The organism is Brachybacterium vulturis, from assembly GCF_043641765.1.
In the GTDB taxonomy this organism is placed as follows: domain Bacteria; phylum Actinomycetota; class Actinomycetes; order Actinomycetales; family Dermabacteraceae; genus Brachybacterium; species Brachybacterium vulturis_A.
Genome location: NZ_JBHZRO010000013.1, coordinates 86,690 through 112,472, shown reverse-complemented (window position 1 = coordinate 112,472; position 25,783 = coordinate 86,690). Strand labels below are relative to the sequence as shown.

The 25,783-nt window shown below is 73.2% G+C and carries 20 protein-coding genes and 1 pseudogene; 10 read left to right on the top strand and 11 right to left on the bottom strand.

The genetic code is table 11. The annotated features are described in order from the left end of the window. Window positions 1–191: 191 nt before the first annotated feature. The gene (locus tag ACHUEU_RS11540; RefSeq protein WP_394216272.1) at window positions 192–794 is read right to left on the bottom strand and encodes an isochorismatase family protein; all 603 of its coding nucleotides are present in this window, start codon (window positions 792–794) and stop codon (window positions 192–194) included. Between the two features lie 117 nt (window positions 795–911). Between ACHUEU_RS11540 and ACHUEU_RS11535 the strand changes: the two genes are divergently transcribed. After that, window positions 912–2,975 (top strand): oxidoreductase, encoded by a 2,064-nt coding sequence (locus tag ACHUEU_RS11535; RefSeq protein ID WP_394216271.1) that lies wholly within the window; start codon window positions 912–914, stop codon window positions 2,973–2,975. 48 nt (window positions 2,976–3,023) lie between these two features. Continuing rightward, complete coding sequence (locus ACHUEU_RS11530) at window positions 3,024–3,500, top strand: nucleoside deaminase (RefSeq protein WP_394216270.1); 477 nt, start codon at window positions 3,024–3,026, stop codon at window positions 3,498–3,500. A 17-nt stretch (window positions 3,501–3,517) separates the two neighbouring features. Here ACHUEU_RS11530 and ACHUEU_RS11525 read toward each other — a convergent pair whose 3' ends face one another. Beyond that, a complete protein-coding gene (locus tag ACHUEU_RS11525) occupies window positions 3,518–5,410 on the bottom strand; it encodes a penicillin-binding transpeptidase domain-containing protein (RefSeq protein WP_394216269.1) in 1,893 nt (630 codons plus the stop codon). 30 nt (window positions 5,411–5,440) lie between these two features. On the opposite strand from ACHUEU_RS11525, the gene ACHUEU_RS11520 reads away from it, so the two are divergent. The 6 genes from ACHUEU_RS11520 to ACHUEU_RS11495 all read left to right on the top strand — a co-directional run bounded on the left by ACHUEU_RS11520 (window position 5,441) and on the right by ACHUEU_RS11495 (window position 14,923). Beyond that, window positions 5,441–6,352, top strand: a complete 912-nt coding sequence (locus ACHUEU_RS11520; RefSeq protein WP_394216268.1) for a PfkB family carbohydrate kinase — start codon at window positions 5,441–5,443, stop codon at window positions 6,350–6,352. 132 nt (window positions 6,353–6,484) lie between these two features. Beyond that, window positions 6,485–6,973, top strand: coding sequence for a glutathione peroxidase (locus ACHUEU_RS11515; RefSeq protein ID WP_394216267.1), 489 nt, complete (start codon window positions 6,485–6,487; stop codon window positions 6,971–6,973). A gap of 65 nt (window positions 6,974–7,038) precedes the next feature. Beyond that, entirely contained in the window at window positions 7,039–8,160 is a 1,122-nt protein-coding gene (locus tag ACHUEU_RS11510) for an SPFH domain-containing protein (RefSeq protein WP_394216266.1), read from the top strand. 112 nt (window positions 8,161–8,272) lie between these two features. Next, entirely contained in the window at window positions 8,273–10,984 is a 2,712-nt protein-coding gene (locus ACHUEU_RS11505; protein WP_394216265.1) for a PD-(D/E)XK nuclease family protein, read from the top strand. After that, on the top strand, window positions 10,981–14,259 hold the full coding sequence (locus tag ACHUEU_RS11500; protein WP_394216264.1) for a UvrD-helicase domain-containing protein: 3,279 nt from the start codon (window positions 10,981–10,983) through the stop codon (window positions 14,257–14,259). Before ACHUEU_RS11505 ends, ACHUEU_RS11500 begins: the two co-directional genes overlap by 4 nt. Continuing rightward, window positions 14,246–14,923: a nucleoside/nucleotide kinase family protein gene (locus ACHUEU_RS11495; RefSeq protein WP_394216263.1), complete on the top strand. Its 678-nt coding sequence runs from the start codon at window positions 14,246–14,248 to the stop codon at window positions 14,921–14,923. The genes ACHUEU_RS11500 and ACHUEU_RS11495 overlap by 14 nt, the downstream gene beginning before the upstream one ends. On the opposite strand, the gene ACHUEU_RS11490 is transcribed toward ACHUEU_RS11495, so the two are convergent. The 5 genes and pseudogenes from ACHUEU_RS11490 to ACHUEU_RS11470 form a co-directional block, all read right to left on the bottom strand. Then, window positions 14,910–15,407 (bottom strand): FBP domain-containing protein, encoded by a 498-nt coding sequence (locus tag ACHUEU_RS11490; protein ID WP_394216262.1) that lies wholly within the window; start codon window positions 15,405–15,407, stop codon window positions 14,910–14,912. The genes ACHUEU_RS11495 and ACHUEU_RS11490 overlap by 14 nt on opposite strands. Before the next feature lie 230 nt (window positions 15,408–15,637). Continuing rightward, window positions 15,638–16,514, bottom strand: a pseudogene (locus tag ACHUEU_RS11485) (aldo/keto reductase). A gap of 21 nt (window positions 16,515–16,535) precedes the next feature. Beyond that, window positions 16,536–16,772, bottom strand: a complete 237-nt coding sequence (locus ACHUEU_RS11480) for a hypothetical protein (protein WP_394216261.1) — start codon at window positions 16,770–16,772, stop codon at window positions 16,536–16,538. A gap of 68 nt (window positions 16,773–16,840) precedes the next feature. Continuing rightward, complete coding sequence (locus ACHUEU_RS11475) at window positions 16,841–17,056, bottom strand: hypervirulence associated TUDOR domain-containing protein (RefSeq protein WP_394216260.1); 216 nt, start codon at window positions 17,054–17,056, stop codon at window positions 16,841–16,843. Beyond that, window positions 17,049–17,669: a helix-turn-helix domain-containing protein gene (locus ACHUEU_RS11470; RefSeq protein ID WP_394216259.1), complete on the bottom strand. Its 621-nt coding sequence runs from the start codon at window positions 17,667–17,669 to the stop codon at window positions 17,049–17,051. Before ACHUEU_RS11470 ends, ACHUEU_RS11475 begins: the two co-directional genes overlap by 8 nt. Window positions 17,670–17,828: 159 nt before the next feature. On the opposite strand from ACHUEU_RS11470, the gene ACHUEU_RS11465 reads away from it, so the two are divergent. Next, complete coding sequence (locus ACHUEU_RS11465; RefSeq protein WP_394216258.1) at window positions 17,829–19,082, top strand: MFS transporter; 1,254 nt, start codon at window positions 17,829–17,831, stop codon at window positions 19,080–19,082. Window positions 19,083–19,103: 21 nt separating this feature from the next. On the opposite strand, the gene ACHUEU_RS11460 is transcribed toward ACHUEU_RS11465, so the two are convergent. Both ACHUEU_RS11460 and ACHUEU_RS11455 read right to left on the bottom strand, forming a co-directional pair. Further along, a complete protein-coding gene (locus ACHUEU_RS11460) occupies window positions 19,104–20,864 on the bottom strand; it encodes a glycoside hydrolase family 3 protein (RefSeq protein ID WP_394216257.1) in 1,761 nt (586 codons plus the stop codon). A gap of 13 nt (window positions 20,865–20,877) precedes the next feature. After that, the gene (locus ACHUEU_RS11455; RefSeq protein WP_394216256.1) at window positions 20,878–22,239 is read right to left on the bottom strand and encodes an exo-beta-N-acetylmuramidase NamZ family protein; all 1,362 of its coding nucleotides are present in this window, start codon (window positions 22,237–22,239) and stop codon (window positions 20,878–20,880) included. Between the two features lie 196 nt (window positions 22,240–22,435). Between ACHUEU_RS11455 and ACHUEU_RS11450 the strand changes: the two genes are divergently transcribed. After that, complete coding sequence (locus ACHUEU_RS11450; RefSeq protein WP_394216255.1) at window positions 22,436–23,407, top strand: formylglycine-generating enzyme family protein; 972 nt, start codon at window positions 22,436–22,438, stop codon at window positions 23,405–23,407. 4 nt (window positions 23,408–23,411) lie between these two features. On the opposite strand, the gene ACHUEU_RS11445 is transcribed toward ACHUEU_RS11450, so the two are convergent. Both ACHUEU_RS11445 and ACHUEU_RS11440 read right to left on the bottom strand, forming a co-directional pair. After that, complete coding sequence (locus ACHUEU_RS11445; protein WP_394216254.1) at window positions 23,412–24,695, bottom strand: alpha/beta fold hydrolase; 1,284 nt, start codon at window positions 24,693–24,695, stop codon at window positions 23,412–23,414. After that, complete coding sequence (locus ACHUEU_RS11440) at window positions 24,692–25,768, bottom strand: LacI family DNA-binding transcriptional regulator (RefSeq protein WP_394216253.1); 1,077 nt, start codon at window positions 25,766–25,768, stop codon at window positions 24,692–24,694. Before ACHUEU_RS11440 ends, ACHUEU_RS11445 begins: the two co-directional genes overlap by 4 nt. Window positions 25,769–25,783: the final 15 nt, after the last annotated feature.

The following is a 25,783-nucleotide window of genomic DNA, read 5'->3' as shown; positions in this document are numbered from 1 at the left end:
AGCGCCTCCATGCCGAGGAGCAGGCCCGCCCCCGCGCGGAACGGGCCGCGGAGCAGCGCGCCAACGCCTACCGACGCACCTACCCCGGCCGCTACACCCGCCGGATCATCCCTCCCGGCCCCACCCTGGGCGAGACCACGCCGCCCTTCTGATCCGGCGAGGGCGCACCCACCCCGAACCGCCCCTCGCCCTCAGGAGGCGGTGACCGCCACGCCCGCCCCCGCCAGCTCCTGCTCGAGCGCGGGGATCCCCGCCGCATGCACGGCAGCGGTGAGATCGCTGAGCACGCGCACCGGAGCGCCGGCCGCGACCGCGCCGAGCGCAGTCTCCCGCACGCAGAAGTCATAGGCGAGGCCGACCACGTCGATCTGCTCCCAGTCGCCGTCGGCGAGCAGACGCTGCACCGATTCACCGGTGGCGACGACCGTGCCCTCGAGGACGCTGTAGGAAGGGATGCCGTAGCCCTTCTGCACGATCTCGAGCCGCTCGCCCAGCTCCTCGGCGAGCGCCGCCATCTCCGGGTGCAGCGCCGCGCCGGGCGTTCCCGCCACGCAGTGCACCGGCCAGGTGTCGGCGAAATCCGGTGCGGCGGGCGGCACGGCGAAGTGCCCGCCGTTGTCCGTGTCGCCGCGATGCCAGTCCTGGCTGACCAGGATGCGGTCGTACCGCTCCCCCTGCGACTGCACGAGGCCGACGATCCGGGCCGCGACCTCGGCCCCGCCCTCGACACCCAGCGCACCGCCTTCGCAGAAGTCGTTCTGGACATCGACGATGATCAGCATGCGCGACGACAATGGGGGCTCCTCGCTCCGGTGACAGGGGTTGTCCTCCAGGGTACGCAGTGGCCGAGAGACCCGCCCGAGCGGAGCCTTCCCGCAGTTCCGTCAGCGGCTGCTGGCAGAATCGGCCGTATGTCAGTGCCGCTTCCTCCTCCGACCGCGCGCCGCTCCTTCACCCACCTGCTCTCCCCGCTGGACCTGGGGCGGTTCGAGGTGCGCAACCGCATCGTGATGGGCTCGATGCACGTGGGTCTCGAGGATCGCCCGGCCGATGCGACAAAGCTCGCCGCCTATCTCGGCGAACGCGCCCGCGGCGGCGTCGGGCTGATCGTCACCGGCGGCTTCTCCCCCGACCGCACCGGTCGCCTCACACCGCGCGGCGCCCAGGCCGATGCCCGCACCCTGCGCGGCCACCGGGTGATCACCCGCGAGGTCCACGAGGCCGACGGTCGGATCCTGCTGCAGCTGCTGCACGCCGGTCGCTACGCCTTCCATCCGCTGGCCGCCTCGTCGGCCGCGGGGAAGTCCAAGCTCTCCCCGTTCCGCGCCCGGCGCCTGACCCGCCGCGGTGTGGGCCGCACCGTCCAGCACTTCGCCGAGGCGGCCCGCCTCGCGGTCGGGGCCGGGTACGACGGCGTCGAGATCATGGGCTCCGAGGGCTATCTGCTCAACCAGTTCCTCGCTCCGGCCACGAATCGGCGCCGGGACCGCTGGGGGCGCGGGGCCGCGGGTCGGCGGGCAATGCCGCTGGCCGTGGCCGCCGCGGTGCGTGAGGCGATCGGCAAGGACTCCCTGCTCAGCTATCGCATCTCCCTGCTGGATCTGGTCCCGGGCGGTCAGACCTGGGAGGAGACCACGGCTCTCGCCCACGGCCTCACCGAGCGCGGCGTGGATGTGCTCTCCTCCGGCATCGGCTGGCACGAGGCCCGGGTCCCCACGATCGTCACCTCCGTGCCGCGCGCCGCCTTCGCCGAGAATGCCGCGTCACTGCGCGAACTCGTCGACGTGCCGGTCATCGCCTCGAACCGGATCCACGATCCCGCGGTCGCCGACGAGGTCCTCGCCGGCGGCCAGGCGGACCTGGTCTCCATGGCCCGCCCGCTGCTCGCGGACCCGCATCTGCCCCGCAAGCTCGCAGGCGACCGCGCCGCGCAGGTCGTCGCCTGCATCTCCTGCAATCAGGCGTGCCTGGACAAGGTGTTCGTCGGGAAACGGGCCAGCTGCCTGGTCAACCCCCGCGCCGGGTACGAGACGGAGCTGGTGCTGAAGCCCGTGATCGAGCGGCGGGCCCGCAAGGTCGCCGTCGTCGGCGCGGGACCCGCCGGGCTCGAGGCGGCCCTCGCCGCCGCCGAGCGCGGCCACATCGTCACCCTCTACGAAGCCACCGCCGAGCTCGGCGGACAGCTGCGGCTGGCCGCCCGCATCCCCGGCAAGGAGGACTACGCCCAGGCGCTGCAGTCCTGGCGGATGCGGCTGGCGGCCGCCGGCGTCGGGATCCGCCTGGAGACCCGACCCACACCCCGTGACCTGGCCGGCTTCCACGACGTCATCGTCGCCACCGGCGTCACCCCGCGCGAGATCACGCTGCCGGCCGACGGCGGGCCGCAGGTGATCAGCTACGCCGACCTGCTCGAGGGCCGGGCCGAGGCCGGACAGCGGGTGGCGATCATCGGCGCGGGTGGGATCGGGGTGGACGTGGCCGAGTTCCTCAGCGCCCCGCGCCCCTCCCCCACCTTGGACATCGAGACCTGGAAGCAGCACTGGGGCGTCGTCGCGGCCGATGAGGAGCACCGCGGCGGCGTCGCCGCTCGTCCGACCGAGGAGCCGCGGCGCGAGGTCCACCTGCTGCAGCGCAAACAGACCCGGATCGGTGCGGGGCTGGGCCGCACCACCGGCTGGGTGCATCGGGCGGAGCTGCGCCACGCCGGCGTGATCCAGCATCGCGGCGTGACCTATCGCCATGTCGACGAGCAGGGCCTGCACCTCACCGAGGACGAGCAGGAGACGGTGCTCGCGGTGGACACCATCGTGGTCTGCGCCGGGCAGGTGAGTGTGGACGAGCTGGCCCACGAGGTGACCGCCGCCCGCAAGGGCCGCTCCCCGCGGGTGCACGTGATCGGCGGGGCGGATGTCGCCGCGGAGCTGGACGCCGAGCGGGCGATCCGTCAGGCGGTCGAGGTGGCGGCGGGGCTGTAGGGCCCGCGCTCTGGACAGGACGCCGGCGGCGGGGAAGGATCACGGGGCATGAGCTCCTCCGCCGAGTCCGATCTGCTCCAGCAAGCCGTCGACCTGGCGACCACCAACGTCGACGCCGGGGGCGGCCCGTTCGGTGCGGTCATCGTCACCGCAGGTGGCCGGCGATTCGAGGGCGTCAACCGGGTCACCGCGAACCATGACCCGACCGCGCACGCCGAGGTCGCGGCGATCCGTGAGGCCTGCCGGCAGCTCGGCCGCCATGAGCTGCACGGCGCGGTGCTCTATGCCAGCTGCGAGCCGTGCCCGATGTGCCTGGCCGCCGCGCTGTGGGCGCGCATCGAGCGCGTGGTGTTCGCCGCCGGGCGGGACGATGCGACACGGGCCGGTTTCGACGACGCGATGATCTACGAGTTCTTCGAATCTCCGATCCACCGCGGCAGGCTGCCCACGGCGCAGCATCGTCACATGGAGGCGATCGCGCCGTTCGAGGCGTGGCGGGCGCACGAGGGCCGCATCGAGTACTGAGCCCGTCGTGCGCCGGATCAGATCCCCTCGAGCACCTCGCGGGCGATCGGCCCGGCGGTGACCGAGCCGTAGCCGCCGTCCTCGACGAACGCCACCACCACCCGGTCGCCCTGGGCCACGATCACCCAGGAGTGCAGCGCCAGCTCGCCGTCCTCGTCCACCCACTCGGCGGTGCCGGTCTTGCCGATCACGGGCTCGCCGGGCAGGTCCGCGAACTCGTCGAGGCTGCCGTCGGTCACCACGCCGCGCAGCATCTCCTGCATCTGCGCGGCCTCCTGACCGGTGAGCGGGGTGGGCACCTCGGGGGTGACCGGCTGCCGGTCGGCGAGGATCCGCGGGGCGACGGTCTCCCCGTGCTGCACGCTCGCGAGCACCACCGCCATCGACAGTGGTGAGGTGAGCACGCGGCCCTGTCCCATCATCGCCGCGGCATGCTCGGCGCCGGTGTCCTCCGGGTCCACGGAGCCCATGAAGGCGTCGAGGCCCGCCGGCGGCTCCTGGCCGATGCCCAGCGTGGTCGCGGCATCGGCGAGGGTGGGCTGGTCCACCGTCTCGTGCTGCAGCAGCATCGCGGTGTTGCAGGAGTGGGCGATCGCGGAGCGCAGCGGCATCGTCCCGAACAGGGCGGGGTCCATCGAGTCGGCGTTCTTGAAGCTGCGCCCGGCGACGACCGCGGTCTCGGGGCACTGCACCTCGGTCTCCGGGGTGAGCCCCGCGCGCAGCAGGGACAGTGCAGTGACCGCCTTGAAGGTCGAGCCCGGGGCGTACCGGCCGACGAGCCCCACCGGGTAGGACTGGCCGGCTGGCCCGAGCGCGGAGGCGAGCACGTCCCCGGTCGAGGGCTGCAGCACGATCACGGCCGACGGTGAGTCCTCGTCGGCGATCGCGGCGGTGGCCATCCGCTGCACGTCGTCGTCCAGCGTGGTGGGCACCGCGGTGCCGCTGACCGGCTCGATCCGGTGCAGGGAGCGGGCGGCGTCGGTGTGCTCGTCGACCGCGCGGACCTCGAGGCCGGGGGTGCCGAGGACCTCGTCGCGGGCCGCGGCGATCACGCCGCCGCTGGGGACCAGGTCCCCGGCCTCGAGCTCCCCGTCGGAGTCCTCGATGTCCTCGGCGCTGGCCTCCCGCAGGGAGCCGAGCACACCCGGCGCGTAGCCGCGCTCGACGGCCAGGGGCCGGGTCCCCTCCACGGCGAGGTACCCGGTGACCTGTGCGGCCTCGTCCAGCGGATAGTCGTCGGCGGCCTCTTCGCGGATCGTCAGCGCCGCGACGAAGGCCTCCGGGCCGTGGCCCGCGACGCTCTGCGCAAAGCGGTCGGCGTCGATGCCCAGCAGTGCGGCGAGATCCCGCGCGGCGGCGTCGAGCTCGTCCGCGGCCAGCTGCGTCTTGTCCAGGCCCAGGGTGATCACCGGCAGTTCGCTGAACAGCACGGTGCCGTCGCGATCGGTGAGGCTGCCGAGCTCCGGGTCGAGGGTGGTGAGCTCGAGGTGCTCGCTCGCGCTGAGAGCGGGGGCGTAGGCCGCGGGGTCGAGATCGGCCCTCCAGCCGTCCTCGCCGCGGTGCAGGGTCGCCTCTGTGGTGTATTCCCAGGTTCCGGCCTCGTCCGGGAGAGTCCAGGTCCAGGCGAGCGTGGCGGTGCGGGTGCCGTCCCGGGCGCTGCCGGGATCGGCGAGCGAGACCTGCGGGACCGCGCCGGCCTCGAGCAGCGGGCCGAGGATCCGGTCGTGCTCGGCCTGGTCCGGGGCCTCACCCGCCGAGAGCGCGGCGGCCAGCCCCGCGGCCTCCTGCTCCCCGGAGCCGAAGCGGTCGCGCCACAGCAGGGACCCGACCACCAGGGCGGCGATCGCGAGCACGGCGACGAGGGCGAGCAGCAGGCCGCGGCGGCGCGGTGCGGGGGAAGCGGGGGTCATCGCCCCATGCTCCCACCTAGACTCGGGCGCATGTCCCGCGTGCTCCACACCGCCCAGGCGCTCGTCGACGTCATCCTCGAGATCGATGACCTCCCCCCGCGCGGGGGCAATGCCAATGTGCGCCGCGAGCAGAGGTACGCCGGCGGCGCCGTCACCACGCTGCTCGCCGCCGCCCGCACGGGAGCGGTGGCGGTGCACGGCGGGGCGCACGGCACCGGCCCGTCCGGCGATCTGATCCGGGAGGCGCTGGCCCGGGACGGGGTGGCCCTCTCCGATGCGCCGCGGCCCGACGCCGACACCGGGTACTGCACGGTGCTGCTGGAGCCGTCGGCCGAACGGACGTTCCTCACCGTGTACGGGGCGGAGCGGCAGATCACCGCCGCTTCGCTCGCGAGCCTCGACCCGCAGCCCGGGGACCTGGTGTGCGTCTCCGGGTACAGCCTGTTCGAGCCCACCCGGGAGCCGCTGCTGGAGTTCCTCGAGGCGCTGCCCGCGGGCGTGGACGTGGTGCTCGATCCCGGCGCCCCCTTCGCGGACTTCCCGCGCGAGGTCCAGGAGCGGGTGCTGGCCCGGACCACGGTGTGGACGTCGAACGCCGACGAGGCACGGGCGCTCACCGATCTCGATGCGCTCGAGGACACCCCGGAGGCGCTCCGTCGCCGCCTGCGTCCCGGGGCGGTCGTCATCGTGCGCGACGGCGACCGCGGCTGCCTGGTGTTCCATCACGGTCGCGGCACCGAGATCCCCGCCTTCCCGATGACGGCCGTGGACACCAACGGCGCCGGCGACACCCACACCGGGGTGCTGCTGGCCGAGCGGGCGCTCGGCGCGGACTGGGAATCCGCCGCCACCCGGGCGAACGCCGCAGCGGCGATCGTGGTCACCCGGCGCGGGACCGAGAGCGCCCCCACCCGCGCCGAGGTCGATGCTTTCCTCGCCTGAGCGACGAGCTGCGAGGAACGAGCGGCAGGAGCTCAGGCAGACGGCGGAGCATGAGTCCGCGGTCCCGGCTCGCGTCCAGGACCGAGCCCTACGATGGAGGCGCACGTCACCTTCGTTCCGAGTCAGGAGATCATGGCCGAGCCGACCTTCCACGACTTCTCCGCGCTCACCATCGATGGTGTGCGCCGGGAGATGAGTGAGTACCGCGGGCGTCTGGTCCTCGTCGTCAACATCGCCACCGAGTGCGCCTTCACCCCGCAGCTGACGAGCCTGCAGGAGCTGACCGACCGCTACGCCGAGCACGGCTTCACGGTGCTCGGCTTCCCCTCGGACCAGTTCCATCAGGACCCCGGCACCGATGAGGAGACGCACGAGATCTGCACCTCCACCTACGACGTCAGGTTCCCACTGTTCTCGAAGATCGACGTCAACGGGCCCACCGCGCATCCGCTGTGGAGGTGGATGTGCGCGCAGAAGGCCGGGGTGGTCGGGGGGCGCATCGCCTGGAACTTCACCAAGTTCCTCATCGACGGGGAGGGGAAGGTGCTGCGACGCTACGCCCCCCTGGTCCCGCCGGTGCGGATCGCCCGACGGATCGAGAGCGAGCTCGAGCTGCGGTGACCGGAGCCCCTCACGGTTGGTAGCGTGGGTCACAGACGTCATCACTAGAGAAAGTGGGGGACCACATGGAAGGCGCCATCATCGTCCTGATCGTGGTCGTGGGGATCCTGATACTGCTCGCGATCGTCGCGGCACTGCTGTTCGGCGGGCTGCGCACCTCGCTGATGTTCACAGTGCACACGCAGGAAGCGGTCATCGTCGAGAGGTTCGGCAAGTTCAAGCGGGTCGCGCAGGCCGGTCTGAACTTCAAGACCCCGTTCATCGACAACACCACCCGCCCGGTCTCGCTGCGCGTGCAGCAGCTCGAGGTGAACATCGAGTCCAAGACCAAGGACAACGTGTTCGTCAACGTGCCGGTCGCGGTCCAGTACAAGATCCGCGACGAGCAGGTCGTGGACGCGTACTACAAGCTGTCGAACCCCGAGGCGCAGATCCGCTCCTACGTGTTCGACACCGTGCGCTCGGCGCTGTCCGGTCTCGAGCTGGACCAGGCCTTCGAGTCAAAGGACGACATCGCCCGCAGCGTCGAGACCACGCTCTCGGAGCGCATGCAGGAGTTCGGCTTCTACATCATCAACACCCTGGTCCAGGACATCTCCCCGGACCAGCGGGTGCGCGACTCGATGAACTCCATCAACGCCGCCCAGCGCGACCGGGTCGCAGCCCAGTCGCTCGCCGAGGCGGACAAGATCAAGCGCGTCACCCAGGCCGAGGCCGAGGCCGAGTCCAAGCGTCTGCAGGGTGAGGGCGTCGCCGCACAGCGCAAGGCGATCGCGCTGGGCATCGCCGAGCAGTACGAGATGCTGCGCAAGGTGGGCATCGAGAACTCTGCCGAGCAGCTGCTGCTGATGACGCAGTACTTCGACACCATGCAGGACGTGGCCCGCAACTCGCGCTCCAACGTGCTGTACCTGCCCTCGAACCCCGGCGCCGTCGGCGCCATGGGCGACGAGATCCGCACCGCGATGCTGCAGTCGCAGGCCGCCGCCGAGGCGAGCAAGGACGCCGACGCGGATGCCGTCGAGGACCGTCGCCGCGCCTCGGAGGATCAACAGCGCGAGCAGGTGGAGGCTCGCGCCGTTCAGGCCCGGCAGCATGCGGAGCAGCAGGCCCGCGAGGCGCGGCAGCAGGCTCAGACCTCGCAGCAGCCGCCGTGGGCACACCCGGGATCTGCTGACCAGTTCTGATCCTGTCCCGATCGAGGGCCCGGGGCGCCAGTGGCGTCCCGGGCCCTCGGCCGTCCCGGGGTGTCGGTCCGCGCCCCTAAGGTAGGGGCAGCGATGGAAAGGGCTGGCAACGATGCTGATCGACTTCGGATGGACCGCCGACGGTGCCGCCTGGGCCGACGCCCGTGGCGGGATGCAGGGCCGGGTCCGGCTGGGGCCCCGCGGGCTCGTGCAGCTGCTGCAGGCGCGCCTGGGACTGACCCGCCCGGGGGCGGAGCAGGCGGTGCGAATCGCCCAGTACATGGAGCTGCTCCGTGACCACCTCGGCACGAACGAGGAGTTCTGGCCCTCGCGCTCCTTCGCCGTGGACCCCTGGAGCACCTCAGCGCAGCTGCTGCGCTGGCGCGATGCCGCGGTGGAGGCCGGCTGGCGGCCGGCCGCGGCGGAGGGTGAGCTGCCCGCGCGGCTGGCGAGCGTGCGTGCCCTGGAGCGTTCGCTGAGCGTCGGCGTGGGGGGCACCCTCGCCCCCGCCGCGGCGGATGATCTTGCCGAGGTGATCGCGCTGCTCGAGGAGGAGGCGGCGGGATGGCCGCTGGGGATCGAGGAGATCGTGCTGCAGGAGGCAGCTGCGGAGCTGCCCGGGATGTGGCCGCGGCTGCTGGCGGCGCTGGCAGCTGCGGGCGTGCACTGCGTGGACGCCGTGCAGCAGCTCTCCGATGCCCCGGCCCTGCAGGTGGTCGAGGCGCTGGACGAGTGGTCCGCGGCCGATGCCGCCGCCCGCTTCCTGGCCGCCGGCGGAGAGCAGCCGGTGACCGTGCTCGCCTCGACGGACACCGATGTGCTGGACCGAGCGCTGCACCGGCGCGGACTGCCGGCGATCGGGCACGTGCGCCCCTCCCGCGACCGGGCGCACCATCAGGTCCTCGGGCTGTTCCTCGACGTCGCGACCGCTCCGGTGGACGTCCACCAGCTGGCCGCCCTGCTCGATCTGCGGGTGCTCCCGGGGGCCGACGGCGATGCCGAGCCCGTGGGCCTGGTGCCCGCGGCCGCCCGTCGCCGGCTGCTGCAGGCGCTCGGCCGCGAGCCGGGGATCGGCGGGCCGGCGTGGCGCCAGGCTCTCACGGAGCTCGAGGCCGACGGGCTCGAGAAGCCGCTCGCGGCGGCGCGGGAGATCGACCGCCTGGTCTCCGCGCCTCTCGCGGTCGATGGGCTGCGGCCCCGGGACGTGTCCCAGCGGCTCGACTGGCTCGTGGAGCGGCTGCGCGCCGTCGCCCGCGGGGAGGGCGAGCTGCTGGCGAGCCTCGCCCAGGTCCAGGTGCTGCAGCGGGTGCTGGGCATGCTGGATCCGGAGGTGCCGCTCGCCCGTCGCACCCTGCAGCAGATCATCGACAGCTGCGGCGGTTCCGGCCCGTCGCCGCGTGCGGTCCGCGAGGTCTCCGACTGGTCCGTGACCACCCGCCCCGCCCAGCTGCCCGCCGGTGGGGGGATGGTGCTGTGGTGGGGGCCGTCGGCCGACGACGCCCCGCGCACGATGCGCTGGGACCGGGCGGAGGTCGCGGCGCTGCAGGCCGCCGGCGGCCGCGTCCTCGACGCCGCGAAGGTCGCCGCCCTGCAGGTCGACGCCGATCTCGCGGGGCTGCGCCGCGCCGACACCGTGGTGGTCGTACTGCCCGGCCCGCGCTGCGAGGAGACGCCGGGGCCCAGCGGCCTGCTCGCCCATCTCGAGGCCGTATCCGGCCGCTCGCGACTGGCTCCCGAACAGCTCGTGGAGGGCGATCGGTGGCACCTCGCCGGGCGGTCCTTGCCGGTGACGGTGCCCGCCGCGCAGCAGCCCGCGCCGCCGCAGGAGCTCGTGCGCCGGCTCCGTCCGGCATCGCACCTGCTGCCGGAGCGGCTGTCCTTCACGCAGGTCTCCTCCCTGCTCGCCTGCCCCCGGCACTGGGCGCTCGAGTACGCGCTCGGCATCCGCCCGGCCGAGGTCGCCGTGCTGCCCACCGGTGCGAGGATGATCGGCACCCTGCTGCATGCCGTCGTCGAGACGCTGGTGCAGGAGCGCTTCGATCCCGGGCTGGGCGGAGCCGCGCTCGACGTGCCCGCCCCGCAGGAGATCGAGGCGACCTTCGACGCGCTGGTCCCCCAGCTCGCCTCCGAGCTGGACCTGCCCGGCCGCCGTGCCGAACGGACCGAGGTGCGCGAGCATGCCGTGCGGTCCCTGCGCGAGCTGTTCACCGGCACCGCCCGCGCCGGGCTGCGGATCACCGGCACCGAGACCGACTTCGCCGTGCCCTGGACCCTGCCGCTCGCAGGCGGGGAGCACACCGTGCAGTTCCGCGGCAGCCGGGACGTCGACGCCGTCGATGCGGACGGCCGGGCGACCGTGCTGGACCTGAAGTGGTCCCGCAGCCGTACCCGCTACGGGGACCTCTTCGACACCGGCGAGGCGATCCAGCTCGCCTCCTACGCCTGGTCCCTCGGCCAGGACGATCCCGGCTCCCCGCCCGCGGACGTCGGCTACTTCCTGCTGCGCAGCGGCGAGTTCGTCTCGGCGGACCCGGCACTGGACCCGCACCGGCGCTCCCCGATGGACCTCGCCGAGTCGTGGCGACGGATGGAGGCCGCTGTGACCGAGGTGCTCGACGAGATCGCGGCAGGCACCGTGCGTGCCGGCTGCCGAGAGCTGCTGGACGGTGCCGGTCTCGGTCCCGATGCCTCCTGGGACCGGCGCAGCCGCGCCACCTCCAAGGCCCGACAGGCGGCCCGCGAGGCCGGCGGCCTGCTGGTCGAGAACCACTGCGCCGGCAGCGAGCATGCCCAGCTCTGCGGGCTGACGGGAGACTGGCGATGAGCCCCACCTTCACCCTGATCAACGCCTCGGCCGGGTCCGGCAAGACCCATACGCTCACCCACGAGATCGCCCAGCGGATCGCCGAGGGGCTCGATCCCTCCGAGCTGATCGCGACCACCTTCACCACCAAGGCCGCCGCCGAGCTGCGGGACCGGGTGCGCCGCACCCTGCTCGAGCGCGGGCAGCTCGAGGCCGCACGCGGCATCGACAGCGCCCTGATCAGCACCGTGAACTCGGTCTCCGGCGACCTGCTGCGTGAATTCGCGCTCGACGCCGGGATCTCCCCCGACGTGCAGGTGCTCGACCAGGACCGTCAGAAGATCGCCTTCCGCGCCGCGATCGACGAGACCGCGGCCCTCGCCGGCACCCGGGCGTCGGACCTGCTGGCCCGCACCGAGCACGACGGCGAGGAGGACCCGGACCGGCCCTTCGCCACCACCCCGTCCTGGCGGGCGCACGTGCGCGACCTCGCCGCCCGGGCCCGCACCAACCTGCTGGATGCCGCAGCCCTGCGCCGCGGCGCTGCGGCCGCCTGGCAGGAGTACCGCCAGGCGGCGCTGCCGCCGGCGGCGTCCGAGGACCGCCGCTCGGCCTGGTCCTCCCTGCTCGACACTGCTCTCGACGGTCTCTGGGCCGAGCTGCGCAGCTCCGAGGCAGGAGACGGACCGTTCACCGAGAAGGGGGCGGGCACGGTCCGCACGCGCCTCGAGTCGCTGGATGCGCTGCGCCGCCAGGTCGCCGACCCGTCGCGGGCGCCGTGGTCCGCCTGGGCGAAGCTCGCCGCCGTCGCCTCCGGGAAGGCCGCCGATCCCTCCGCGAAGAGCTATGTGTACAGCAAGGACGTCGACCTCGCACTGCTGGGGGTGGCGGGGACGGTGGAGGCCGAGCTGCTGGCCAGTCCCGTGCTGCACGAGGACATCCGTTCCCTCATCGAGCTGGTGATGGGCACCGCAGCGGACTCCCTCGATGCCTACCGGGCCTACAAGGACGAGCTGGGCCTCATCGACTTCGTCGACCAGGAAGTGCGGACCCTCGACCTGGTGCGCACCTCTGCCCGCGCGCGGGCGGTGATCGGCTCCCGCTTCCGCCTGCTCGCCGTCGACGAGTTCCAGGACACCTCCCCCGTCCAGCTGGCGCTCTTCCTGGAGCTGTCGCGCCTGATCGACGACAAGATCTGGGTGGGCGACCCGAAGCAGGCGATCTACGGGTTCCGTGACGCGGATCCGGCCCTGATGCTCGGCATCATGGAGCGGATCGAGAGCGGCGAGTCCGGCCTGGGCACGGCGTCGGTGCGCGACCTCGAGCACTCCTGGCGCTCGCAGGAGCCGGTGCTCGACTTGGTCAACGCCGTGTTCCCGCAGGTCTTCCCGGAGCTGCCGCGCCACCGCGTGGTGATGGACGCGGCCCCGCAGGCGGTCGCGCAGAGGGCGCGGGCCGGGCATGCCCCCGGTCGGCTGGAGGCCTGGCTGCCCGAGGTGCCCAAGAAGCTCACCTATCCGCAGCACGCGACCGCCGTGGCGGACGGCATCGTCGCCCTGCTCGACAGGCCCGGCACTTCCCCCGCGGACATCGCCGTGCTGGTGCGCTCCAATCGCCGCGCCGCCGAGGTGGTCGAGGCGCTCGGCGCGCGGGGAGTGCCGGTCTCGGGAGAGGGTGTGCCGATCCTCGCCTCCCGGGAGGGACGCCTGGTGCGGGCCGCGCTCGCGGTCACGCTGGACCGTTCCGACACCCTCGCCCTCACCGAGCTGGTGGACCTGCTTCCCGACCACGCCGCCCACCACTCCTGGTTCGGGGACCTCGCCGAGGCACCGGACCGGGACGGTCGCCGCCGGGTGTTCGAGCACTGGTGGCAGGATGCGGCTCTCGCCGGACTGCGGGACCTGCGCGAGGACTGCATCTCCCTGACCCCCGTGGAGATGATCACCGCCGTGGTGGACGCGCTGGACCTCCCCGAGCGGATCCGTGCCTGGTCCACCCCCGATCAGCGCCTGCGCACCCTGGACGCGCTGCGGAAGGTCGCCGCACAGTACGCGGACCGCGCCCGGGCCGACTCCGCCCCCATCACGCTCACCGGACTGCGGATCGAGCTCGATGGGGTGGAGCAGGGCCCCGATCTCACCGGCACCCCGGACACCGTCTGGGTGGGCACCATCCACGGCGCCAAGGGGCTCGAGTGGTCGCAGGTGGTGGTGATGCTCGACCACGACCCCACCGAGCGCGCGCAGACCGCGGGAAGCTTCGTCGTCCCCGCCCCGCAGCTCGATGTCGCCGCGCCGCTCGCGGACCGCTCCCCGCGGTACTGGCCCGGCGTGCTGCCGCGGTACGCGCCCCTGCAGGCGGGTCTGGCGGAGTCCGCGCATGCGCGGCGTCGTGCCGGGGCCGAGCGCGAGGAGTCCGGGCGCCTGCAGTACGTCGCCTTCACCCGGTCGGCCGACGTCACCGTGCTCAGCGGCAACGGCTCGGCACCGGTCCTCGACGAACTGGTGCCGGCGACCGACGAGGAGGCGGAGCCGCTGCTGGGCTGGTCCGCCGGGGGCGAGGCGATCCGGGTGCGCGGCGGCAGGTCCCTGCCGGCCGTGGTGCGCACGCCCCAGGGCGAGCTCGCCGGGGAGGCCGCGAGCTACCGCGCCCGCCGCAGCCCGCTCGCGGCGACGGACCTGACCGGGCCGGTGCCCGTGCGGGCTGAGCGGGCCAGGGCCCGGTTCCAGGCCTCCGGCGTCACCTCCGTCGACGACCTGGGCCAGGTGCTCGCGCCGCGGAGGATCGGACGTCGCCTGGTCCCCGGCGGCGGTCCGCAGTGGGAGCGGGTCGGGGAGGCGGTCCACGCCTACCTCGCGCTGCCGCTCGCGCACCTCGATGAGGCGCAGCAGGAGTCGGCGGCCGCGCGGCTGGTGGAGCGCTGGGCGGTCTCCCGGGCAATCGATACCGGCGTGCTGCGGAAGGCGGGGGCGGCCTGGGCGCGCTTCCTCGAGGCGGAGTTCCCCGGGGCCGAGCAGCTCAGCGAACAGCCGATCACCTGGTGGAACGAGGACGACCAGGTGATGGAGGGCTGGGTCGACACCCTGCTGCGACTGCCCGATGGGCAGATCGTGCTGGTGGACCACAAGTCGTATCCGGGGCAGGAGCCGGTCGAGCACGTCCGGGAGAACTACCTGGGGCAGATGGCGACCTACTCCCGCGCACTGGCGGCGGCGGGCCGGGCGCCCGCGCGGATCCTGATGCACCTGCCGCTGCGCGGAGAGGTGGTCGAGGTGGAGCTGCATGAGCAAGCCTGAGGGGATCGGCACTGAGCAGGCGGTCACCGCCGCGCTGACCCTGCTGGACCAGGCGCGGCGCAGCGGCGGGCGGCGGCTGCTCGGGCTCACGGGCGCGCCCGGGGCCGGGAAGTCGACGCTCACCGCGCTGCTGGCCGCACGCCTGCCCCAGGGCTCCTGCGCGGTGGTGCCGATGGACGGCTTCCACCTCGCGGACGCGGCGCTCCATCGGCTGGGCCGAGCCGAGCGCAAGGGCGCGCCGGACACCTTCGATGCCGCGGGCTATGTGGCGCTGCTGCAGCGTCTGCGCGCGGCGGGGCCGCAGGATCCGCCGGTGTGGGCCCCGCTGTTCGAACGGGACCTCGACCAGCCCCTGGCCGGGGCGATCGAGGTGCCCGCCGCAGTGCCGCTGGTCATCACCGAGGGGAACTATCTGCTGCGCGAGCAGGGACCCTGGGGGCACATCGGTGCGCTGCTGGATGCACGCTGGTTCGTCGAGGTGCCCGAGGAGCTGCGCCGTCGGCGGCTGACCGAGCGGCACGAACGCTTCGGGAAGTCACCGCAGCAGGCCCGGGACTGGGCGCTGGGGACCGATGAGGACAACGCCCGCCGGGTCGCGGCGACCCGCGACCGGGCGGACGTCGTCGTGCATCTCGAGCAGGACGAGCCGATCAGCCTGCTCTGACGGCGCGGACGAAGCGCGCCGACCGCTCGCGCAGGCCGGCGATCTTCTGCTCGCGATGGTGGGCCAGCAGCGCCGGGTCCTCAGAGCGCAGCTCGAAGGACGACGGCGCCCGGCGCACATTGCGCGAGCAGCGCAGGTCGGCGCAGATGGCGGTGCCGATGGTGTTGCCTCGTCGGCCGGACTCACCACCGAGCGGCGCCACGAAGCTCGCCGCCCGGATGCCGTCGACGATGTCCTCGCACCAGGAGCACAGCAGCTTCTTCCCCGGTGGCCGCTCGGTGCCGCGCAGCATGATGGTCGCGATCTCGTCGTCGAGCTCGAGGCTCACGTAGTGGAGCTTGGGGCGTTTGGCGTCCTGCCAGCCCAGCAGGTCCAGGCGCTCCCAGGCGACGGCGTCGAGGTCCGGCAGCAGGGCGCGCTTGGCGTCCCCCTTGCTGGCGTTGACGAAAGAGCTGCGGATCAGGGATTCGGTCAGGGGGATCATGGGGACCTCACGGGAGGCGCGCAGCACCGGTCCGACGCGGACGGCCACGCTGTGCGCGGGGAGAGTTCAGGAAGCGGTCGTGACGGCGTGCCGGGCACGCCGGGTCACACCGAACAGGCCACGTGGGCCGCCCCGCTTCCTGCAGGCGTGGTGCTCATGCCGTGCTCCTCTCCCGACGTGGACACGGACACGCTACGCGGCCGGGATCCGCCACGGGATGTGCCTCACCGTCAGGCGATGATGCGGTCCAGCTCCTCCCGCTCCGCGGCGGTGAGCTCGAGGCCCATGGCGGCGGCGGAGTCGGTGATCGACGCGGGACGGCTGGCACCGGGGATCGGGAGCACATGGTCACCCAGGGACAGCTCCCAGGCCAGGACCACCTGCTGCGGGCTCACCCCATGGGTCTCCGCGATGCGCCGGAGCTGCGGGAACCGCTCCCCCACGGAGCTCGCGCCGCCGCCGGTGCCGCCCAGCGGCGACCAGGGCACGAACGTGATGCCGTGCTCGCCGCAGTGCGCGAGTTCGTGGCGGCTGGTGTGGAAGAAGGTCGGGGAGAACTCGTTCTGCACGGCGGCGAGGCCACCCTCCCCGAGCACATCGCGCGCCACGTCGATCTCCTCGACGTTCGCGTTGGAGATGCCGACCTCGCGGATCAGGCCCTCCTGCTGCAGGGCGGCGAGCGCCTCGACGCCGTCGGCGTAGCGGATGCTGCGGTCGGGGCGGTGCCAGTAGTACAGGTCGATGGTGTCGGTGCTGAGCGCCGTCAGCGACTTCTCGAGCGCGGAGCGGAGGTAGGCGGCAGAGCCGTCACGACCACCGCCCTCCGCGGAGCGGGTGATGCCGCCCTTGGTGGCCACCACCACCGAGGAGCGGTCCCCCTCCCAGCTGCGCAGCGCCTCGGCGACGATCCGCTCGTTATGGCCCATGGTGTCCCAGCTGGGGGCGTAGATGTCGGCCGTGTCGAGCAGGGTGATCCCGGCGTCGAGGGCGGCGTGGACGGTGGCGGTCGTGCGGAGCGGGCTCGCCGCGCCCCATCGACAGCGGCATGGCGCCCAGGCCCGGGGCGGAGACGGTCAGGGAGCCGAGGCGGCGGGACGTGGAGCTCATGCGTCCAGACTACGGCAGGGCTCAGACCTTCATGATCCCCGCGGAGCTGCGGCGGAACAGTCCCTCGGTCATGGTGAAGGGTCCCAGATCGGCCTCGAAGTCGACGTGGAGCCAGTCCACGGAGGAGGTGCGGCATTCCTCGATCGTACGGTGCACGAGCTCCTCGGCGTGACCGAAGGCTGCGGCGTGCAGGCCGGAGACCTCCTGATCGGTGACCGGTCCGCGCCACCCGGTGCTGTGCCCCGCCGTCGACATCATGGACCTCAGTATGCAGGCAGTGCCCCTGCCCCGTCCGTGATTCCGGGGAATCGGTGCACCTCCGCGCTCTAGCTGCTGAGCAGATGGAGCGCGGAGCCCTTGTGGGCGGCGATGTGGTCGGTCCTGTCGCTGGCGATCTCGTACTGGGGCTCGTCCTCGCTCGCACGGCGGGTATGGCCCTTGTACTCGAAGTCCTGCGTGTGGACCTCGGTGATGGTGCCGGAGACCTGCCCGGCCTCGGAGTTCCAGCCGACATGGTCGCCGACGGAGAACCTCTCACTCATGACGTGCCTCCTCGATCGTCGGGCTCCCCACCGTAGCGCCAGCTCCACCCCGCGCCGGCCGGGCGAGCAGGGCCACGCTGAAGTACACCGCTGCCTGCCCCTGGTGCGCACGGCAGCGGTAGGGCCCGCCGGTGGTCACCCGGCCGGAGCCGCCGGCCTCGATTACCTCCACGGCCTCGGCGGTCTCGATCTCGAGCGCCCCCTCGACCACGTGATGCATGAGGCCCGGGAGCGGGATGCCTCCGCCGCCCTCGTAGACGTCCTGGCCCAGCAGCTTCCACTTCCAGGTCTCGACGGAGAGCGTCTCGGTGTCCACGGCGTCCAGCAGCACGGCCCAACTGCCGGTGCTGGTGGACCAGATCTCGACGCCCTCGGGGGCATCCCCTGCCCCGACCCCCATCAGGGCGGCGAAGGTGGTGCCCAGACCCGCGGCGATGCGGTCGAGGATCGCGACCGAGGGGTTCGCCTGGCCGAGCTCGATCTGGGTGAGCATGCGGCGGGAGACCTCGCTGAGCTCGGCGAGCGCACCGACGCTGAGGTCCAGCTCCTGACGGGCGGAGCGGATCCGCTCGCCGAGCTGCTCGACCACCGCGGGCCGCATCCCTCCGCTCATCCCGGACCTCCTGGCCGCCTCGCCGCTCACGTCGCTGTCCACCGTCCCCCGAAGCCTAGCGCGAGTGACGGGAACTATATTGCGCACCACCTGGCATGCGCACTATGTTGCGCAGTAGTGGCATCGTCCCTGCTCCCCACCCGTCGAAGGAGGTCCCCCATGGCCGGACACACCGCTCTCGCCCCCGCCGCGCACACCCCGGTGCGTCGGCCCGGCGGGCCTCTGCTGCGCTGGTTCGCCTCCTACGGCTCCTTCGCGTTCCCGCAGGCCGCCGCGCCGATCGCGTTCTCGCTGATCGCGCTGCCGCTGACCGGTGATGCCGCGAGCGGTGCGGCGATGATGCTCGCGATGACGATCGCGCAGGTGCTCGGCGCGGTGCCGATCACCCGCTTCGGCCGCCGTTTCCCCCCGGTCCCCTTCCTGCGGGTGCTGATCGGCCTGCGCACGCTCGCTTTGGTGGCGATCGCCGTGCTCGCCGGCCTCGGCGCCCCCTTCCCGCTGGTGGTGGCCGGTGCCGCGCTCGCAGGGCTGGTCAACGGCGCCGCCTACGGGACCCTGCGCGCGGTACTGAACCACTTGGTGGCCGCGGCGCGACTGCCGCGGGCGCTCGGGGTCGCCGCCACGGTCAACGAGGTCATCTTCGTCAGCGCCCCGGTGCTCGCTGCGGCGCTGGGCAGCATCTCGCCGCAGGCCGCGGCCTGGGCGATGGCGGTGCTGGGGATGGGGCCGGTGCTGCTGCTGCCGCGGATCGCGACCGCCACCGCGCCGGGCCCGGCGCAGCGCCGCAGCCACCTGCGGCTGACCCCGATGATCCTGCTGTGGCTGGCGTGCGGCGGGGCGAGCGCCGGCTCGATCGCCGCCATCGAGATCGGCGCCGTCTCCCTCGCGGTGGGGTTCGGCCTGCCGGCCACATGGGGCGTGCTGTTCCCCGTCGCCCTCTGCGTGACCTCGATCCTCGGCGGGGTCTGGGTGAGCGTCCACAATCGGATGCCGCGCCGCCGCACCGTGCTGGCCTGGCTCGCGGTGACCGCCCTCGGCGTCGCGGCGGTGGGCTTCGGGCACTCGGTGACCGCCACCGTGATCGGGGCCCTGCTGGTCGGTGCCGTGCTGGCGCCGCTGTCCACCTTCTACTCCCTGGTGCTGGACACGCTGGTCGCGCCCGAGCATCGCGCGGAGGTCTTCGCCCAGCTGCGCACCGCGAACGCCCTGGGCATCATCACCTCCAGCGCCCTGCTGTCGCTGGTGAGCTTGCAGGTGACGTATCTGGTGGTGATGACGCTGATGACGGCGGTGCTGCTGGTGGCCGGGGTGGTCTTCACCGCGGCCTGGGTGAAGGCCCGGCGGCAGCGGCTCGCCCGCGAGGCGGCCGAGCGGCGGGCGCGCGAGGCCTCCGCGCCCGCGCCGCACGCCTGAGGAGTCCTCGGCGGCTCCTCGTCAGCGCAAGCCGTGCCCGATCGGGTACGCCTCCCCCGTCCCGTCGGCCGTGGGGATCGGGACCGGCAGCGTGCCCTGCAGGGTCACGTCCCCGGCGAGCACCCCGACGAGCGCCTCGAGGCTGCAGTGCGTGGTGCTGTAGGTGGCGAGCGATGCCGCGACCGGGCCCACGTGCACGATGTCGTAGGGATTGCGCAGCGCGGTGTGGATCACGGGGGTGTCGGTCGCGGCGAGCGCCCGGACCATCGCGACCTCGGCGGCGGCGGTCTCGAACGTGTAGGACCGGGTGAACACCAGCGAGACGTCCACGGCGGCCGCCGCGGCGGCGGCCTGCTCCGGGCTCGCGTCCGCGAGGACGGTCGCCTCCAGCCCGTGCGCCGCCAGCGCCCCGGCGACCACGTCCATCATGCCCGCGGAGCCATAGCCGGTGACCAGCACCGAAGTGCCTGCCGACAGGGGCACGAGGTCCGCGTCGTCGGCGATCAGGGTGATCGAGTCCTCGGCGATCTTCCGGGCGGTGCGCAGCGAACGGTCGGTGCCGAGCGCGTCGGCCGCGGTCGCAGGATCCACGTGGACCTCCTGGAAGAGGCCGCGGCGCAGCTTCTGGGCGAGGAGGCGCCGCACCGACCGATCCAGCCGCTCCTCGGTGATCTCGCCGCTGGCGACCGCGTCGCGCACACCGCCGATCGCGACCACGAGGTCCGGCGGCATCAGCATCTGGTCGGCGCCGGCGAGGATCGCCTCGACCGGGACGCGATCGTCGCCGAACAGCGTGCGCACACCCTCCATCTGCAGGGAGTCGGTGACGATCACGCCCTCGAAGCCGAGCTCCTCGCGCAGCAGACCGGTGAGGATCGGGTGCGAGAGGGTGGCGGGGACCCCGGAGTCGTCCAGCGCCGGGACCATGATGTGCGCGGTCATGATGGTGTCCACGCCCTCCTCGATCGCGCCGATGAAGGGTGGCAGGTCGAGGAGGTCGAGCTCCTCGCGGGTGTGGTCGATGACGGGCAGCCCCACGTGGGAGTCGGTCGCGGTATCGCCGTGCCCGGGGAAGTGCTTGGCCGCGGCCGAGCAGCGTGCCCCCTGGATGCCGCGGATCTGTGCGGCGGCCAGGAGCGCGACCGCCTGCGGGTCCGCCCCCAGCGAGCGCACCCCGATCACCGGGTTGCGCGCCTCGACGTTGACGTCCACCACCGGGGAGAAGGTCTGGTGGAGGCCGGCGGCCCGCACCTCGGCGCCGATGATGTCCCCCGTCTTGCGGGCGTGGGCCCAGGAGCCGGTGGCGCCGAGGGCCATCTGGCCCGGCAGCGGGGTCGCCGGGGCCGGCAGACGATGGACCAGGCCCCGCTCCTCGTCGGCGCTGATCACCAGCGGGATCCCGCTGCTCTCGAGGGCGGCGTCCTGGACGGCGTTCGAGAGGGTCGCGATCTGCTCGATGTCCTGGAGGTTGTCGCTCCACACGAAGTAGATCAAGCCGCCCACGTGGTGGGTGCGGACGATGTCCGCGATGGTGTCCACGCCGGTGGTGGCGGTGTTCGAGGGGTGCGGTGCGTCAGCGGTGGAGCCGTAGCCGACGGCGACGAACAGCTGGCCGATCTTCTGCTCGATGCTCATGCCGGCGAGGATCTCGTCGATGCGCGCGGGGTGGACGGGGGTGCCGGGGTCGGCGTGGGCGACGGCCGGCAGCGCCACGGCGGCGCCGGCCCCGGTGAGGGCGGCGGCTCCGAAGGCACGGCGGGAGAAGGTGTGACGAGCGGTCATGGTGTGCTCCTGCTCAGTAGAGGCGGTAGCTCTGGGTGGTGGCGAAGAAGCGCTGGGCCTCGCGCTCCCAGGCGGCGACGATCGCTTCGGGGCTGTCACCGGCCTCGAGCATCGCGCGGGTGCGCTTGGTGCCGGAGAGCTTGTCGATCCAGCAGACGTCCTCCTCGGTGCGGCAGTCCTCGCCCTCGCGCCAGTCGACCTCCTCGACGGTGCGCAGCAGCGCGGCGAGCACGTGGATGCCGGTGCGCACGGGCTCGTAGGCGACCGGGTCGGTGACGTGCAGCTGCAGGCCGCCGCAGAACTCGCCGGCGTGCTTGGAGGAGATCGGGGTCGCGGACATCGGCCGGTACAGCACGCCGGGCAGCTCCGCGGCCTGCAGCTCCGCGATGATCGCGGCGACCTGCGACTCGGTGATGAACGGGGCGCCGAACCAGAGGAAGGGCGTGGTGGTGCCGCGCCCCTCGGAGATGTTCAGCGACTCGATCAGGCCCGTGCCCGCGTAGACCACAGCGGTATCGGGGGTGGGGATGTTCGGGGAGGGCAGCACCCACGGCAGGTCAGCCGCTGCGGGATCATCGGCGTCGTAGCCGCTCATCGCGATCACCTCGAGGGTGACGGCACCGTCGAGGAACTCGCCGTTGAACAGCTGGGCGAGCTCGCCCACGGTGAGGCCATGGGTCTGGGGGATCTCGCGCAGCCCCACGAAGCTCGACAGCTCCGGCTCGAGCACGAAGCCCTCGATGTCGGCGCCCAGCGGGTTCGGGCGGTCCAGCACGAGGAACCGCTTGCCGTTCTCGCCCGCGGCCTCCATCGCGTAGTACATGGTCCAGATGTAGGTGTAGAAACGGGTGCCGATGTCCTGGATGTCGAAGATCAGCACGTCCACGTCGGCGATCATCTCCGGGGTGGGCTTCTGGGTGGCGCCGTAGAGGGATCGGACCGGCAGGCCGGTCTTCTCGTCGATGTAGTCGCCCACGGAGCCGCCGGCCGGCTCGGCACCGCGTACCCCGTGCTCGGGGCCGAACAGGGCGGCCATCGTGAAGCCGCCGGCGTCCTCCGCCTCGACCAGCAGGTCGATCGTGGAGCGCAACTCGCGGTCGGTGCCGGTGGGGTTCGTGATCAGGCCGACGCGCGCGTCGCGCAGGGTCTCGAGCGTCTCCGGCTCCAGCAGGTTCTCCACGCCGAGGCGGAAGTCGCCATGGGTGGTGTTCCCCTTCCCCTTCCACTTGCCGCCGGGAGCGGCGGCGGCGGCGCCCGCGGAGGCGAGGACGGCTCCTGCCGGGAGGGCGCCGAGGGAGGCGAGGATGCGGCGGCGCCCGGGGCGGGCGACCTCGGCGTCCTGCCGGGCGGTCGGTCGGGATGCAGGCTGGTTCACGGGGGACCTCCGTCGTCGTCGTCGGATCGTGTGCGCCCGGAGGGTCCCTCTGGGGCGGCGCACGATCATCGACCGTACAGGGATGTGCGCTGCGTCACCACCTGTTCCGAGACTCTCCTTCGGCAACCGGGACGTACCGGGCTACCGTGTGGTCTGCGCGGCGCCGCCGCGCGCTCACCGCGAGGAAGGACTGCTGATGGCTGAGACGGGCAGCTGCTGCGCCGCCGGGCGGGCCGGCATGGACGCCGCGGACGGCGACCGGGATGCCACGAGCGCTCGGGACCTCGCAGCGGATCCCCCGTTCCTGGCCGTCGCCGCACCGGTCGCGGAGGTCCGGGCCCGTGCCCGGCGGGCCGTGCTCATCGCGGCCGGGCGCTTCCGGATGGGCACCGAGGACGCGGACCGCAATCCCGGGGACGGCGAGTCCCCCGTGCGCACGGTCGAGGTGCCCGCCTTCCGGATCGACGCCGCCTGTGTGACCAATGCCGAGTTCGCGGCGTTCGTGGCCGAGACCGGGTACGTCACCGAGGCCGAGGAGTTCGGGTGGTCGTTCGTGTTCGGTGCGCTGCTGGGCACGGAGCTGCGCCGGGCGAGCCGCAAGCCGCCGGGCACGCCGTGGTGGCGGGCGGTCGAGGGAGCGCGCTGGGACGCCCCGGAAGGTCCGGGATCGGATCTCACCGGGCGCGGCGAGCATCCGGTGGTGCACGTGTCGCTGCGCGATGCCGAGGCGTTCGCGCGCTGGTGCGGGATGCGGCTGCCCCGGGAGGCGGAGTGGGAGAAGGCCGCCCGCGGCGGCCTGGACCAGGCCCGCTTTGCGTGGGGTGAGGAGCTGGCCCCGGGTGGCGAGCATCGCTGCAACATCTGGCAGGGCGCCTTCCCGGTGCGCAACACCCTCGAGGACGGCCACCTCGGCACCGCCCCGGTGCGGTCCTTCCCGCCCAACGGGTTCGGGCTGTACGAGGTGGCGGGCAACGTGTGGGAGTGGTGCAGCGACGTCTGGACCACCGGCGCTGCGGACTCGCTCACCGGCGACGTGCGGGTGATGCGCGGCGGCTCGTACCTGTGCCACGACTCGTACTGCAACCGCTACCGGGTCGCCGCCCGCTCCGCCACCGCGGCCGAGGACGCCAGCGGGAACAAGGGGTTCCGGCTCGCTGTGGACGCCTGAGCGTTCAGGCGGCGCGGCGGCCGGTGGCGAGGTCGAGCAGGTGGTCCAGGACGCCCTGCCCGCTGGCGCGCAGGCCGTTGTGCTCATACTCGCTGGTGACCCAGGTCCGCAGGCGCGGCAGCAGCGCGGCGGTGGCCATCGAGTGCCCGCGCGGCACGTAGGCGTCGTCGTAGTAGACCGCGGCGGCGCCCGGGACGGTGCAGCGACGCAGCGCCCCAGCGTCGTACAGCGCCGGCCATTCGTGCGCGGCGAGCAGGTCCGCCGCCTCGGCCCACACAGCCAGCTCGGGATTCTCCGCGAACAGGCTCTGATGGATGTGCTCCCCGGCCAGCAGCGTCGGGTCCTCCGCCACCGCGGCCGGCTGGGTGCGGTCACCCGCCCAGCGGGTGGCGATGCCGTCGGCCCAGCAGCTCTCGTGGATCACCGCGTACAGCGGATTGCGCCCGCTGAAGGGCAGCGCCGCGGCGAGGTCGTGGGCGAAGGCCGGGGCGGCCGGGTCGAGGTCCAGCAGGTAGTGGAGACGCTCGGCGCCCTGGGAGGCGCCCAGCAGGTGGCCGAGGCGGCGCAGCCGTTCCACCCCGACCCGCTGCCCATCCGGGAGTCGCAGCCGTCCGGTGTCCGCGGCCTCGGCGAGGCGGCGGAAGCGGTCGCGGTCACCCGGGAAACGGGCCCAGTAGCGTTCGCTGCGGCCGATCATGCCCTGCCAGGTGGTGGCGTAGACCTCGTCCATACCGGGCCCGACCGTGGGCAGACCGCCGGTGAACAGCGCCTTCTCCACGCTCCCGGCGGCGGCGCTGAGGTAGCGCAGGGCGGTGAAGCCGCCGAAGGACTGCCCCAGCAGCGACCAGGAGTCGACCTCGAGGTGCTCGCGCAGCAGCTCGGCATCGCGCACGATCTCGTCGGCCCGGAAATGGGTGAGGTACTGCGCCTGCTGCGAGGCGGTCGCCGCGCGCAGGGTCGCGGCGCCGGGGATCGCCCCCTCGGGCAGCGAGGTGTCGGGACCGACGGGGGTGGAGCGGCCGGTGCCGCGCTGGTCGAGCATCACCACCCGGTGCTCGCGCAGCGCCCGGGTGAGCCAGCCGGGTGAGGAGGCCTCGAGCGGGCGCGGGGCCTCGGAGCCGGGGCCGCCCTGCAGGAAGACGAGGTACGGGCGGTCCTCCCCGCCGGCGGCGGTGACCACACGCGCGAACACCTCGATCTGCGCACCGGTGGGATCGGCATGGTCCAGCGGCACCGGCAGGGTGAGATCGCGCAGTCGCAGGCCGGGCAGGGTCCAGGTGGTCGTCATCGTGCTCCGTCGCTCTCGCAGGTGGTGACGCCGGGGAAGAACTCCCAGTCGAAGGTGTGCAGGCTGCCGGGTCGCCCTTCCCGGTCCACCGCCCGGTCCACGATGATCGCCGACAGCCGGGCGAACACGTCGTCGACGCCGTAATAGCTGATGGGCCCGAAGAATTCGGTGGAGGCGGGGATGTCGCCGATCGAGAGGAACTCCAGATCGTCGGGGACCTGCAGCCCCACCCGTGCGGCCGCGACCTGCAGTGCGACGGCCTGATAGCCGGTGAAGCAGACGATGGCCCCGGGCCGGTCCGGCCCGGTGAGCCAGTCGAGCCCGGCGAGGAAGGCCTCACGGCTGCCGTCGGGGACGATGTGCACCAGCTGCTCGGCGGGGCCGTCGCCGTGCTCCCGCGCCGCGTCGAGGAAGGCGCGGGTGCGCGGGTGCGCCAGGGTGCCGCCGACGCGCCGCGAGAGGTCCGGAGCGAGCAGGTGCACCCGGTCGTGGCGCGCGCGCAGCCGGGAGTAGGCGCGGGCGATCGCCGAGGTCGGGGTGGAGGCGACCACATCGAAGTCCTCGGGCTGCATCTCGGTGCTGAAGGCGACGATCCCGGTCTGGGTCGAGGCGGCGAGGCGTCGCACCCGGTCCGGGCCGTCGTCGACGAAGTCGATGCTGGTGATGAGGGCTGCGTCGGCAGAGGCGCCCAGCAGGTACTCGAACCAGCGCTCATCAGCCAGGACCAGCGTGGAGAGGTCGTGGCGCAGCGCGTCGTCGCGCACCCTCGTGGTGAGCTGCACACCCCAGGGGTCGTCCAGCGTGCCCAGGGCCATGACGATGCCGCCGCCGCGCCCGGTGCGCATCGCCTGCGCATGGCGATTGGGGACGTAGCCCAGCTCGGCCACGGCGGCGCGCACCTTCTCCTTGGTGGCGGCCGATCCCGCGGAGCGGGAGGTGCCGCGACCGGAGAGCACGAAGGAGGCGGTGGCGAGGGAGACCCCGGCGGCGCGGGCGACGTCGGCGAGGGTCGCCGTCCCGCGATGCGCGGGCGCCGGGGCGGCGGCTCCCGGCTCGTGGTCCGTGCGCGTCATCGTGGTATCCCCCTC